Source organism: Glycomyces sp. TRM65418 (assembly GCF_019710475.1).
Classification (GTDB): Bacteria; Actinomycetota; Actinomycetes; order Mycobacteriales; family Micromonosporaceae; genus Glycomyces.
In genome coordinates this window covers 188,831-201,284 of the sequence record NZ_JAJFAX010000007.1, presented here as the reverse complement: position 1 = coordinate 201,284, position 12,454 = coordinate 188,831, and the positions used below count along the sequence as shown (strand labels likewise).

At 71.6% G+C, this 12,454-nt stretch carries 12 protein-coding genes; 7 read left to right on the top strand and 5 right to left on the bottom strand.

What is annotated here, in order from left to right; all coding sequences use genetic code 11:
- Nucleotides 1–15: 15 nt before the first annotated feature.
- Together K3N28_RS16770 and pstB are read left to right on the top strand one after the other, a co-directional pair.
- Nucleotides 16–867: a DUF6042 family protein gene (locus tag K3N28_RS16770; protein WP_228093765.1), complete on the top strand. Its 852-nt coding sequence runs from the start codon at nt 16–18 to the stop codon at nt 865–867.
- 246 nt (nt 868–1,113) lie between these two features.
- A complete protein-coding gene (pstB, locus tag K3N28_RS16765) occupies nt 1,114–1,974 on the top strand; it encodes a phosphate ABC transporter ATP-binding protein PstB (protein WP_374209806.1) in 861 nt (286 codons plus the stop codon).
- A gap of 91 nt (nt 1,975–2,065) precedes the next feature.
- Here pstB and K3N28_RS16760 read toward each other — a convergent pair whose 3' ends face one another.
- Nucleotides 2,066–3,001, bottom strand: a complete 936-nt coding sequence (locus tag K3N28_RS16760) for a DUF3824 domain-containing protein (protein WP_228093763.1) — start codon at nt 2,999–3,001, stop codon at nt 2,066–2,068.
- A 190-nt stretch (nt 3,002–3,191) separates the two neighbouring features.
- Nucleotides 3,192–4,637 carry an aldehyde dehydrogenase family protein gene (locus tag K3N28_RS16755; protein ID WP_374209805.1) on the bottom strand — a complete coding sequence of 482 codons (1,446 nt, stop codon included), beginning with the start codon at nt 4,635–4,637 and terminating at the stop codon, nt 3,192–3,194.
- Nucleotides 4,638–4,853: 216 nt separating this feature from the next.
- Between K3N28_RS16755 and K3N28_RS16750 the strand changes: the two genes are divergently transcribed.
- On the top strand, nt 4,854–5,561 hold the full coding sequence (locus K3N28_RS16750; RefSeq protein WP_228093759.1) for a hypothetical protein: 708 nt from the start codon (nt 4,854–4,856) through the stop codon (nt 5,559–5,561).
- Between the two features lie 257 nt (nt 5,562–5,818).
- Here the strand turns inward: K3N28_RS16750 and K3N28_RS16745 are convergent, their stop codons facing one another.
- Together K3N28_RS16745 and K3N28_RS16740 are read right to left on the bottom strand one after the other, a co-directional pair.
- Complete coding sequence (locus tag K3N28_RS16745; protein WP_228093758.1) at nt 5,819–6,097, bottom strand: DUF3073 domain-containing protein; 279 nt, start codon at nt 6,095–6,097, stop codon at nt 5,819–5,821.
- A 359-nt stretch (nt 6,098–6,456) separates the two neighbouring features.
- Nucleotides 6,457–7,527 (bottom strand): Glu/Leu/Phe/Val dehydrogenase dimerization domain-containing protein, encoded by a 1,071-nt coding sequence (locus K3N28_RS16740; RefSeq protein ID WP_228093751.1) that lies wholly within the window; start codon nt 7,525–7,527, stop codon nt 6,457–6,459.
- 210 nt (nt 7,528–7,737) lie between these two features.
- Between K3N28_RS16740 and K3N28_RS16735 the strand changes: the two genes are divergently transcribed.
- From K3N28_RS16735 to K3N28_RS16720, 4 genes are all read left to right on the top strand, one after another.
- Nucleotides 7,738–8,574, top strand: a complete 837-nt coding sequence (locus K3N28_RS16735) for a hypothetical protein (protein ID WP_228093750.1) — start codon at nt 7,738–7,740, stop codon at nt 8,572–8,574.
- A 205-nt stretch (nt 8,575–8,779) separates the two neighbouring features.
- Entirely contained in the window at nt 8,780–9,001 is a 222-nt protein-coding gene (locus K3N28_RS16730; protein WP_228093749.1) for a BldC family transcriptional regulator, read from the top strand.
- 442 nt (nt 9,002–9,443) lie between these two features.
- Complete coding sequence (locus tag K3N28_RS16725; protein ID WP_228093748.1) at nt 9,444–9,971, top strand: hypothetical protein; 528 nt, start codon at nt 9,444–9,446, stop codon at nt 9,969–9,971.
- Entirely contained in the window at nt 9,971–10,837 is an 867-nt protein-coding gene (locus tag K3N28_RS16720) for a PrsW family intramembrane metalloprotease (protein WP_228093747.1), read from the top strand. Before K3N28_RS16725 ends, K3N28_RS16720 begins: the two co-directional genes overlap by 1 nt.
- A 558-nt stretch (nt 10,838–11,395) precedes the next feature.
- Here the strand turns inward: K3N28_RS16720 and K3N28_RS16715 are convergent.
- Nucleotides 11,396–12,373 carry an A/G-specific adenine glycosylase gene (locus tag K3N28_RS16715; RefSeq protein ID WP_228093746.1) on the bottom strand — a complete coding sequence of 326 codons (978 nt, stop codon included), beginning with the start codon at nt 12,371–12,373 and terminating at the stop codon, nt 11,396–11,398.
- Nucleotides 12,374–12,454 lie beyond the last annotated feature (81 nt).

Sequence of the window (12,454 nt, the reverse complement as noted above, 5' to 3'; positions counted from 1 at the left end):
TGATACCGTCGATGGGTGGAATCTTTCGAGAGGCCCTTCGGCGACGAGTCCGGCCCCGTCCAAGCCCCGATGCACCCAGCGTGGATCCGCATCATGCCGTGCAGCATCGAGTTGTTCCGCACCGTCCCCTCCGTGAACCCGTTCCCGGCGAGCTGGTGGGCCGACGCCTTCCCCGAGGACGACATCTGGAACGAGCCGGTCTGGTGCGACCCGGGCGACGTGGACGACTGGATCGCCGAGGCCTCCGAGCACCACCTGGGCGCCTCTCCCGAGGTCATCGAGAAGGAGGCCCGCGAGGAGTACGACCGGGCCACCGCCGAGCGCAGCGAGCGCATCGACACCTTCACCACCCACTGCAGGCGCGCGGGGCTGCCCGTGCCGCACACGGTCCGCGACCTCCTGGAGTTCCTGCTCGCCTTGGGGCTGTACCGCTCCGAGATGCGCGAGGGCAAGCTGTTCGTCGCCCCGCAGCTGTACATCAACCCGTTCGACGTGCTCGCGTTCGACAAGCTCGAGGCCATCGAGGAGGCCGCCGACCAGCGCGGCGACCTGGAGGAGTTGACGGCGATCGCGATCCGGCGGGTCGGCGGGGTCGAGTACGAGTTCGACGACGAGGGGCATTTCGTGCTGCCCGGCGGGGCGAAGTCGGCCACCGTGACGGTGAACCTGGCGGCGCTCGCCGAGGACGCGGGCGTCCCGGCCCCGGTGATCCGGGGGATGCTCATGGAGCTGGCCGAGGACGGCGACGTGGCCGGTTCGGTCGACCTCGGCGAGGTCGGCATCGCGGACGACTTCGCGCTCACCGCCTCCGACGACCTGCTCGGCGGCTACCCGAACGACGAGCTCCTGCCGCCCGAGCACGCCTGAACGCGCGGCGGCGTTGATCGTCGTAGGCGCTGACGCCGAGGGCGCCGATTCGGCCCGCAGGGCTCGCCAAGGGGCCGCCGCATGTCCGCGATCGTCGCCGCCCGCTCGACGTGCTTCCCGCGAGTGACGCTGCGCGCACTCCATTCACTCGCAGTTCACCTGGGTGTCGTTCGTCGTGCACCTGCATGGCGTTTGATGAGTACAGGACACGTTAACGGCGGTTGACATTCGGTGATTGGAGTTCGCGTGACCGTGAACGAAATTGGTACTCGTGCCAAAGCCCCCCTCGCAGGCCTCGCTCCGCAGGGCCGCGCCGGCGCGCACGTCGAGACCGAGACGGTCATCGAACTCAAGGGCGTGAACATCCACTACGGCAAGGCGCACGCGGTCCGCGACGTCTCGCTGCCGGTCGCCCGCAACCAGATCACCGCGATGATCGGACCCTCGGGCTGCGGCAAGTCCACGGTCCTGCGCTCGATCAACCGCATGAACGACCTCATCCCCGGCGCGAAGGTCTCCGGTGAGGTCACCTTCCACGGCCAGGACATCTACGGGCCGGGCGTCGACCCGATCGCGGTCCGCCGCCACATCGGCATGGTCTTCCAGAAGGCCAACCCGTTCCCCAAGTCGATCTTCGACAACGTCGCCTACGGCCTGCGCATCAACGGCATGAAGGACAACCTCGCCGACCGCGTCGAGCAGGCGCTCCGCGGCGCGGCCCTGTGGGACGAGGTCAAGGACAATCTCAAGAAGAGCGCCCTGGCCCTCTCGGGCGGCCAGCAGCAGCGCCTGTGCATCGCCCGCGCCATCGCGGTGCAGCCGGAGGTCCTGCTCATGGACGAGCCGTGCTCGGCGCTCGACCCGATCGCCACCGCGCGCATCGAGGAGCTCATGAACGAGCTGGTCCGCGACTACACGATCGTGATCGTCACCCACAACATGCAGCAGGCCGCGCGCGTCTCGGACTCGACCGCGTTCTACTCGGCGGAGGTCGACGAGTCGGGCGAGCGCTACGGCTTCCTCGTCGAGTTCGACGAGACCCAGCGCCTGTTCTCCAACCCGTCGGACCCGCGCACCGAGGACTACATCACCGGCCGCTTCGGCTAGGCATACGCGACGAGAGCGGGGGCGGCCTCAGGCCGCCCCCGCTCTCGTCGTGCCTCAGCGGACCCGGCGGCGTGCCGCCGGGCCGTGTCGGCTACACCCCGTTGGCGCAGATGATCGCGGAGGTCCTGCCGCGGGTGTCGGTGATCTGCCAGTACCACTCGCCGCCGCATGTGGCGGCCTCTTGGGCCTCGTCCTCGGTCATCTCGACCGGCTCGTCGTAGACGACGGTGTCGACCACCTTGTACACCGCCAGGTCGGAGGAGCAGTCGACGGTCCACCACTCGGAGGCCTCGTCGAAGCAGTCGCCCACGTCCGGGGTGTACGGCAGATGCTCGGGCTCGTTCGGGTCGGGCGCGCCGGTGGCCTTGATGCAGTAGAGCGAGTCGAGTGTGCCCGAGGAGTACACGTAGTGCCAGTTGGTCCACGTCTCGCCGAGGTGGTTGACGCCCCAGTCCTCTCCGCAGAGTTCCACGGCGGCGGTGGTGTCGGTCAGGTTGCCCTCGCTGTCCACCGGCACGTCGGTGACCTCGTAGGACTGCCCGGTGATCTCCCAGAACGCGGCGGCGTCCCCGCAGTCGACGAGCCCCAGGCCGTCGCCTTCGACGACCGGCTCGTACGGGAGGCACTGGCCCACTTCGGAGGCCGGCGCCTCCTCGGTCGTGGGCTCCTCGGCCGAGGCGGCCTCTTCGGAGGCCTCCTCCGAGCTCGTCGCGTCCTCCGCGGCGCTCTCGGTCCCGTCGTCGCGCAGGTTCATCGTGATGAGCAGGGCCGCGCCGAGCACGAGCACCGTGATGCCCACGAGGACCCCGCCGATGAGCGCGAGGTTCCGCTTGGGCGGTCCCGGCGGGAGGACCGGCCCGCCGTACGGCGCCGGCGGCTCCTGTCCGTACGGCGGCTGGCCGCCGTACGAGGGCTGCGGCGGCCGGCTCCCGTAGGAGGGCTGACCGCCGTTGTACGGCGACTGGTATCCGTAGCCGGGGGTCTGCGGCTGCTCCGGCGGAGGACCGTAATTCGGAGGGACAGTCATGTCCGCCACGCTATAGGGACTTGTCAAGCGGCGACGGCGGCAGGGCGGGCCGTCAGTTGCCGGCATCGCAGGTCAGCGGGGACGACTGTGGCCGAACCTGCCCGCACGTCACGGATGCGCGGTGACGCACCGCTCGGCCGTCTTCAGGCCTGCTTGCGGCCGACGCGGCCGCGTCGACCGAATCCGCGGCTCAAAGACTGTCCGGAAGGACGAGCACCCGCTCGACCGTATAGTCCTCCATCGCCGACCGCACGCCCTCACGCCCCACGCCCGAGGCCTTGACCCCGCCGTAGGGCATCTGGTCGGCCCGGAACGAGGGCACGTCGCCGATGACCACGCCGCCGACGTCGAGCGCCCGGTGGGCGAGCATCGCCTGCGGCAGGCTGTCGGTGAACACGCCCGCCTGGAGCCCGTACCGCGAGTCGTTGATCGCGGCGAGCCCGGCCTCGAAACCGTCCACGCTCGCGAGCACCAGCACCGGCCCGAAGACCTCCTCGCGCAGCACCTTCGCGTCCGGGCGCACGTTCGCGAGCACCGTGGGCTCGATGAGCGCCCCGTCCCGCGGCCCGCCGCCGCACAGGACCTTCGCGCCCTCGTCGACGGCCTCCTCGATCCACGCCTCGACGCGCGCGGCCGCGTCGGCGTCGATGAGCGGCCCGACCTTGCAGGACGGGTCGTTCGGGTCGCCCGTCGGCAGCGCCTGCACGCGCTCGACGATCCGGCCGGCCATGTCGGCGAACGCGGGCGCCTCGATGAACACCCGCTGCACCGCGATGCACGACTGCCCGGCCTGGTAATTCCCGAACAGCGCGATCCGCTCGGCCGCCCAGTCCCGCTTCGGGTAGTCCGCGGCGACCAGCACCGACCCGTTGCCGCCGAGCTCCAGCGTCACGTGCTTCTCGGGCACCTGCCGCCGGATCTGCTTGCCGACCGGTACCGAGCCGGTGAACGAGACGACCGGCAGCCGCGGGTCCTCCACGAGCTGCCCGGCCCGGTGGTTCGGGACCGGCAGCACCGACAGCATCGCCGGGGGCAGGTCCGTCTCGGAGAACAGCGCTCCGAGGTGGAGCGCCGACAGCGGCGTCGCCGGGGCCGGCTTGAGGACGATCGGGCAGCCCGCGGCGATCGCCGGACCGACCTTGTGCGCCACCAGGTTCAGCGGGAAGTTGAACGGGCTGATCCCCAGGACCGGACCCCGCGGGAAGCGCCGGATGATCGCCATGCGGCCGTCAGCGTTCGGATCGGTGTCCAGGCGCTGCACCTCGCCGCTGAAGCGGCGCGCCTCCTCGGCGGCCCACCGGAACGTCGAGACGGCCCGGTGCACCTCCACGCGCGCCCACGCGATCGGCTTGCCCGACTCGGCGGTGATGAGCTCCGCGCAGGTCTCGGCCTCCTCGTCCAGCCGCCGACGCACGTGCTCCAAGGCCTCGGCCCGCACGTGCGCGGGCAGCGCCGCGCATTCGGACGCGGCTCCCGCGGCGGCGGCCACCGCGGCCTCCACCTGCCCGGAGGTCGCCCACGAGGTGGCGCCCACGGGGGACTCGTCGTAGGGGTGGGTGACGAAGAACTCCTCCTCGCCGTGCTGCGGACGGCCTGCCACCCAAATAGGCGAAACGGGACGGAGACGTTGCGACATGGCTCCAGACTACGGGCTCGGACGCCCGCGGCGCTGCGGTTGCGGCCCGCGAATCCGAACGAGACGCCCCCGCTCCGGCCCTGTTCCGGAACCGGAAGGGCGGGAAGCGGATCGCCCGCCGGATCCGCGCCCCGCCGCCCGCCGCTCCCGCTCCAAACTGGGAAAGGTCGCACAACCCGGATGCGTTCACTTGCCCGCCCAAGGCATGATGAGGGCATGAGTGAACAGCAATCAGGTGCGGCGTATCCGCAGCAGCCGACCTCCGGCCAGCCCCAACAGCAGGCGTACCCCCAGGCGCCCTACGCCTCGCCGCAGGCGCAGTACCAGGCACAGCAGCAGTACGCGGCCTACGCTCCCCCGGCCCCGTCGCTGTTCGACAAGCTCGGTGTGCCGTCCATGCCCGCGATCCTCGGCCTCTCCGGCCTCGGCGCGCTGGCGCTGGCCGGCCTGATCGCCGGCACCAGCTCCGGCGGCTCCGACTTCGCGGGCCTCGACGGGACGACGCTCTCGGGGTTCGTCCGCGACGAGCTCAACGGCGGCGTCCTCTCGATCCTGGTGGGCGTCATCGTCATGTTCGCGTTGACGCTGTTCACCGGTGAGCGGCTGCGGCCGCTGTGGAAGGTGCTGACGATCGCCGGCGGGACGATCTTCCTGGCGCGGCTCCTGTTCACGATGCTGGCCCTCGGCGACGGGAACTCCGCCTCCGACGCCTCGGCCTGGATCGGCGCGCTCCTGCTCGTAGCCGCGTACGGCCTGTTCGTGGCCGGTGCGCTCATGGTCCCCGGCTCGGCCTCCGCGCAGCAGGCGCCCCCGGCCGCCGGGCAGGGCTACCCCACCGGGCAGCAGCCGGCCGTCCAGCCGCAGAACCCGCAGGCGCCGCCGGCGAACCAGCAGAACCAGTGGCCGCAGGCGCCGCAGCAGTAACCGCCCGCAAGCAGCCGAAGAGGCGGCGCGACCCCAGGTCGCGCCGCCTCTTCGTGTTAGGTCTATCGGTTGTGCCCCAAAGACTCGCGTCCGCGCCGGTATCCGAAGTCTTTGGTCCAGCGCCTGATCCGGTCGAGGCCCTTCGTGGGGAGGGGCGCCGGTGGCGGAGACGGGCTCGTGCAGGGGTCGGTGAAGACGCCTGCACGCACTGGATATGGAGATTGCGGGTAACGGTCGGGCGGGTCCGCCTGGCCGGCTCACGGCGGCGAACCGAAGAGCCTGCCTGCTAACTGCTTCTTAGGCGGGATCCAGTCATCTTCACGGAGATCGTCATCGTCTCCGTCGTACCGATCGTCGGCGTAAGCGTCATACGGGTCCGGCTCCTCCACTTCTGGAGGCTCGGGCTCGATGTCCATCGCATCCTCACGACCGCCCGAGAGCTCGCGCTCGAGAGCGCGCAGGTCGGTGTTCGGAGCATGGTACTTGAGCTTCCGGGCCACTTTGGTCTGCTTTGCCTTAGCTCGGCCGCGCCCCATATGGCTCGACCCCCTCGCACAGAAATCATCGGGGCAGCCGATAAGGCGCCCCGGAATGCTTGCAATCTCTTCGTGGCTCCTACGGTACAACCTCGTGGCGCCTCACTGCATCCCGGCCCATGAGTTGGATGCCACAGATTACCGGCGATGAGGGCCAGACCGGGACGAACGGCCGACCGAATCGTGAGAGGCGCGCTCGCTCGGTGAGGTCGGTTCACGACGGTCGGTGCACGAACGGACGCCTCGGCGGCGGCGACGCGCCGCTCGAGCCCCCGCGAAACGACCCGCGGCGGCCGCCTGCGGAGCCGTGCATCGGCACCTCAGAGCGGCCGCCGCGGACGCGGAGCCGTGCTCCCGCGTCAGCGGAACAGGCGTACGCGTTGGAGGCGGCCGACCGCGGCGATGCGCTCCTCGGCGATGGCGTCGGCGGCCGCGAGCGGGGTGATGCCCTCGCCCTTGGCCCGTTCGAGGATGCGAGCGGTCGTCGCGAAGATGCCCGCGGTGCGCCGCTCGGCCCGCTTGAAGTCGAACGCGCCGTCGTACTCGTCGGCGACCTGGATGACCCCGCCCGAGTTCACCACGTAGTCCGGGCAGTACAGGATGCCCGCGCGCTCCAGCTCGTCGGCGATGTGCGGCTCGGCGAGCTGGTTGTTCGCCGCGCCGCAGATGATCTCGGCGTCGAGGGCCTTGAGCGACTGGTCGTTGAGGACTCCGCCCATGGCGCACGGCGCGTAGACGTGGATGCCGGCGGCGATGAGCTCGTCGGTGCCCTCGACGATGCGCACCTGCGGGAAGTTCCCGGCGGCCCAGCCGACCGCGGCCGGGTCGACGTCGCACGCCACGACCTCGGCCCCGGCTTCGAGCAGGTGGGGGACGAGGTGGCGACCCACCTTGCCGAGCCCGGCGACGCCCACGGTCCGACCGGTGAGGTCGACCGCGCCCCACCGGTGCTGCGCCGCCGCCCGCATCGCCTGGAACACGCCGAACGCGGTCAGGATCGAGGAGTCCCCGGCGCCGCCGGCCTCGGGGCTGCGGCCGCTCACGTGGCGGGTCTCGCGGGCCACGTGGTCCATGTCCTCGACGTAGGTGCCGACATCGCAGGCGGTCACGTAGCGCCCCCCGAGCGAGTCGACGAAGCGTCCGTAGGCGCGCAGCAGCGGCTCGCTCTTGTCGACGTTCGGGTCGCCCCAGATGACGGCCTTGCCGCCGCCGTGGTCGAGCCCGGCGATCGCGTTCTTGTAGGCCATGCCCTCCGACAGGTGCAGCACGTCGGTGAGAGCCTCCTCTTCGGAGGCGTAGGGGTAGAAGCGGGTGCCGCCGAGGGCCGGGCCGAGCGCGGTGGAGTAGATCGCGATGATCGCGCGCAATCCCGAATCGGGGTCGTGGCAGAACACCACCTGCTCGTGGCCGCTGCCGTCGAAGATGCTCATGGCTTGCTCTCCAGTTCTTCTCGCGGGGCGCGGTAGCGCTGCGGACTGCGGGTCCGTCGGCGGGCGGGTGAACGCTCCGCGTTCACGGTCCGCCGCACTGCAGTCCGCCGCTCCACCATGCCCCGAGGGGGCGGCCGGGTCTCGGCCGACTCGTCTCGTAGCGCGGGTATGCCTACGCCTTCAGCATAGGACTGTGGAAGTATCTGCCTCGTGTACGCACCGAACGCGTCCTATCTGCGCGTCTACGAGCCGGCGGGCGCGTTCGCCGACGCCGACTACTGGCGTGCGTACGCCGCTTCGGGACGCGCCGTGGACCCGCTCGAAGGACCGCGGCTGCGCCGCGAGGCCCTGTACGAGCGCATCGGCTGGCCGTGGCGGGGCGTGCCCTCGTTCGGACGCGACGCGTACGTCATCGACCGCGGCCCCGAGGCCGACCCGCTCGTGTGCCCCTGGAACCTGCGCTACCGGATCGCCGCGTCCGCGCTGGAAGTGCGCCGCCTGACCCCCGAGGCCGTCGCCGAGGCGCTGTTCCCGTCCGAGTTCCTGTCCTCGGCCGAGGAAGTGGTGGCCCTCGACGACGGCGTCGACCGGCACGACGCCCCGGCCGACGCGCACGAGCACGTCGCGTCCTGGTCGGTCCCGTTGCGCTGGTTCGCATGCGTGCGGCCCGAAGACCGCGAACTGCTCGTCCAGCCGGGAACCGCGCAGCTGCGCTACCGCACCCCGATCGCCCGGTCCCGCACGGGACTCGCGGTCGCCCGGAACCTGGTGCGCGCCGAGTTCAGCGAGGACGCCGAACTCGCCGAGGCCCTGGCCGAGACGGCCGCGTGGCTCGAAGGCTTCCACCGCGATTCGATCGTGGAGCTCGACTACGGCGGCCTCGCCTCCCGCATGGACGCCGAGGAGCTCCGCGAGGAGGACTCGGTCGACCTCACCTGGGAGGCCCTGGACCACCTCCGCGCCGGTGAGACCGAGGAGGCGCAGGATCGCTATGCCCGCCTTGTCGACCGATGGCGTGATCGTCGTCTCGCCGAACGCCTGAACTGATCGCCGCCGGGTGGACGAGCCGGGCCCGCTGCCAGCCGGTTCGCTTGTGGAGTGATCACTCGGATGAGTGGCACGAGCGGAAAGTCCAAGCAAATTCGGCCGTTCGGCCTATGTCGGACATCTACGACAGGCCGGACGATTAGAGAAGGAACGAATCAAGGCTCGGCGCCGGTGATTCGCAGCCCGTCTGTGGAGGAGAAGAATGATGACGACAGAGCTGAACCTTCCGGTGGAATCCGAAGCCCTGCTGACCCCTTCTGAGGTCGCCGCGATGTTCCGCGTCGACCCCAAGACCGTCACCCGCTGGGCGAAGGCCGGAAAGATCTCGGCGATCAGGACCCTCGGCGGCCACCGCCGCTACCGCGAGTCCGAGATCCGCTCCCTGATCAACGGCGACATCCCGGCCCAGCGCGAAGCCGCGGAGTAGCCCGGAGGCGCCACCGACCAGGCGCCGCCGAAGCTGACCGCGACATCGCTGGGGTGACTCAGCGCGAGAACCACCGAGGCCGGACCACCCTTCCGACCTCATGCCCGAAGAAGCCGCGGAAGTCGGCGCCGCGGCCGCCCGACGACGACGGAAGCGGGCCCTCCCTCAGGGGCCCGCTCCCGAACCTTCGAGGGCGTCGCCCCGCCGAGCCCGCAAAGGTGCAGTGCGCCACCGGGTCCGCACCGGTCGAGCGCCCCTCTCCCGCGTTCTTTGCCGAACCCCCGGGCGCCACGGGCACCGGGGGTGCTTCGCGTCCCCGCAGCGCCTTCGGCGCACCCGCGAAGCGGCCGCCCTCCGCCGCCGCATGCTCGAAACTGCCGCGCAGGTCCCATGGGCGGACATTCCCGATGCGCCTCGGGAGATCACGTGCCACGCTTGAAGCGTGTCCCGTACGAGGAGCCTCACCGTCGCCATTGCGGTCGCCGCAGTGGTGCTCGCCTTCGCGCTCGGCATCCCCCTCCTCAACAAGGCCGTCTCCCCCACGGTCGACGTCGGCGGCGAGACCTTCACGCTCCAAGGCGTCACCCTCACCGCCCCTGCCGCGGTCCGGATGCGCCCGGGCTACTACCAGCCCGAATCGGGGCGGGTCGAGTTCCTCGTCGGCGACGCCGAAGTGGACATCGTCGTCGCCGGGCCCTACGGCTTCGACGCCGAGTACCTGGCCGACGAGATGGCCCGCCTCCTCGAAGCCCAGCCGGGCGTCCATCTCACCGATCCGCGCGACTGCGCCGCCGACGGCGTCCAAGGCGCGGGGCGCAGCTTCGTCACCGAGACCGGGGCGGGCTTCGCGTGCGCCTTCGTCCACGATGACGTCCGTGCCGAGGTCACCGCCACGGGTTCCTCGCTAGACTCTGCCACTGTGGACAGGATCGACGCGCTCATAGCCCAGTTGTCCTTCGAGGCGGCCTGATGCGCCCCGACCCGGCGTCGCCCACGCAGTGGACGGCTCTGCTGCTCATCGGCGCCGCGGCGATCCTGTTGCTGTACAACACGCTTCCCGTCGCGCTCGCCTATCCCCGGGCCGGGACGACCGCGCTCGTGCTGTTCTCGCTCTTCGCCCTCCCGTTCTGGTGGCTGCGCCGCCGCCTCGCCGATCGGCTCGCGCTCCCCGCCGCCGCGCCCGCGCTCGGCCTCCTCTGGGGCGCGACGGTCGCGGTGATGACCTCCCTGTTCGGTTCCCGCGCCCTGCACGGCCTGCTCGCCACGATGTGGGGGCCGGCGTGGGCCGAGCGCTGGTCGCCGGTCCTGGCCGCCCCAGTGGTCGAGGAGGTCGTGAAGGCGGCCGGGGTGGTCCTGGTGGTCGCGATCGCGTGGGGCCGCGTCCACGGCGTGCTCGACGGGATCGTGCTGGGCGCGTTCTGCGGGGTGGGCTTCCAGATCGTGGAGGGCTACGCCTTCGCGATGTCGAGCACGGTCGTGAACCGGGCCGGCGACGTGGTCGAGCCGGTGATCGCGGTGTTCATCGTGCGCGGCGTCCTCGCGGGACTGTGGAGTCACGCGGTCTTCACCGCGATCGTCGGCGCCGGGGTGGCGTATGCGGCGACGCGGAAGACGGCCAGGTCGGTGTGGATCGCGGCCGGATCCCTGGCGGGCGTGATCGCCCTGCACGCCCTGTGGAACTCGCCCCTGCTGCGGGACGGCCTGGGGCTGGGGGTGCTCGGCGTGCTGGCCGGGGTGATGATCAAGGGCCTGCCGGCGGTGCTCATCGTGTGGTGGCTGGTCCGCTGGGCGAAGCGGGAAGAGGCCCCGGTCGCCCGCAGCGCCGAGACCGCTTGAGAAGACTTCCCCGCCCGCTTCGTCCGCAGCCTTCGCGGATGCCGTCCCGAACCCCGCCCGACCGGGCGCGGTAGATGCGATCCACCTGCTCGCGCGGGGCGGAAAACGGGCCCCGCCGCGGCCGTGCCACTCGGAGGCGGCCGGCAGGCGACGGGGCCGTGCAGTCGGGGTGTGCGGATGAAACCGGGGGGAGACGCGTAGCAATGCCGCCCGGATCTGAGCGCGCGGTACCCGAACGGCATTGCCGTTGCTCGGTCGCGGCCGTCGCTCAAGGCGTCCGCTCCCGCATGGCCCGCTTGACGTGCGGCCGGTCCGCGGTCGACGCGACGGTGGATGGCGCGAGCCGCGTCGTCGTGTTCCTGGCCGGCCGCTCAGGGGCGGCCCTGCGGTAGGCGTTTCGGCCCTGGCACCGGCGGTGAGTCGGACCTCGCGGTCCTTCCGGCGCCTCACTTGTTGACGAAGTGAGGTTCGACCCAGGGCCGCCGATTTGAGAATCGGCGCCGACCGAGCATCGTGAAGTTCTCTCAAATCCGACGCTACCAGCGGTCGGCGGATTTGTCACTGGGACGGGAGTTCGAATCGCCCCGATTCGTCGGTCCCGATCAGCCCTTCCGCGATGAGCTGCGAAACGGCCTCGTCGAGCATCCTCGCATCCGGCCACACGGCGTCGATCCGGGCGCGCTCGACCGGTTCGTCGGCGTTCCTGAGCAGCGCCATGATCTCGCCGCGCACGTGCCGGTTGGTGCCCTTGTACCGCTGGCGCTTGCGGCTCGGCCCGGCCGGGACCTCCTGGCCGGAGAACCCGCAGACGTCGCTCACGGGGCAGGCGCCGCACTCGGGCTTGCGCGCCGTGCACACCAGCGCGCCGAGCTCCATGAGCGCGACGGAGACCCGCGCCGCCGTCGGGGCGTCCCCGGGCAGGAGCGACTCGGCGGCGGCCAGGTCGGCCTTCGAGGTGGCGTTCCCGGCGTCGCTGCGGCCGCCGAGCCGGGCGACGACGCGGCGCACGTTCGTGTCCACGACCGCGTGTCGCCCGCCGTAGTGGAAGACCGCGACGGCGGCGGCCGTGTAGACGCCGATGCCGGGGAGCCGTTCGAGCTCGGCCGGGTCGGAGGGGACGACGCCGCCGTGCTCGGTCGCCACGATCCGCGCGCACTCCTGGAGGCGCAGGGCGCGCCTCGGGTAGCCCATGCGGCCCCATGCGCGGAGGACGTCGGCGGTCGGGGCGTCGGCGAGGTCGGCCGGGGCGGGCCAGCGCGCCATCCAGGCCTCCCAGACGGGGGCGACGCGGGCGACCTGGGTCTGCTGGCTCATGACCTCGGAGACGAGGACGCCCCAGGCGGTGGTGCCGGGCCGGCGCCAGGGGAGTTCGGTGCGGTTGTGGGCGTCGAACCAGGGGAGGAGCCGCTCGGCGAGCACGCCGGGGTCGGGGAGGGGGTGAGGGGCGCCGGCGGGCTCGGCCGCGCCCCTGGCGGGCTCGGGGAGCGCGGGGTCGGGCTCGGTGACGGGTTCGGCGGCGGTTTCGGCGGCGCGCATGCCTTCCATTGTCGGTGCGGGTCCGACGACCGGCCGAGCGGGGTGGGCGGGGCGCGACGCTCGCGGTACGACAATTCGGGC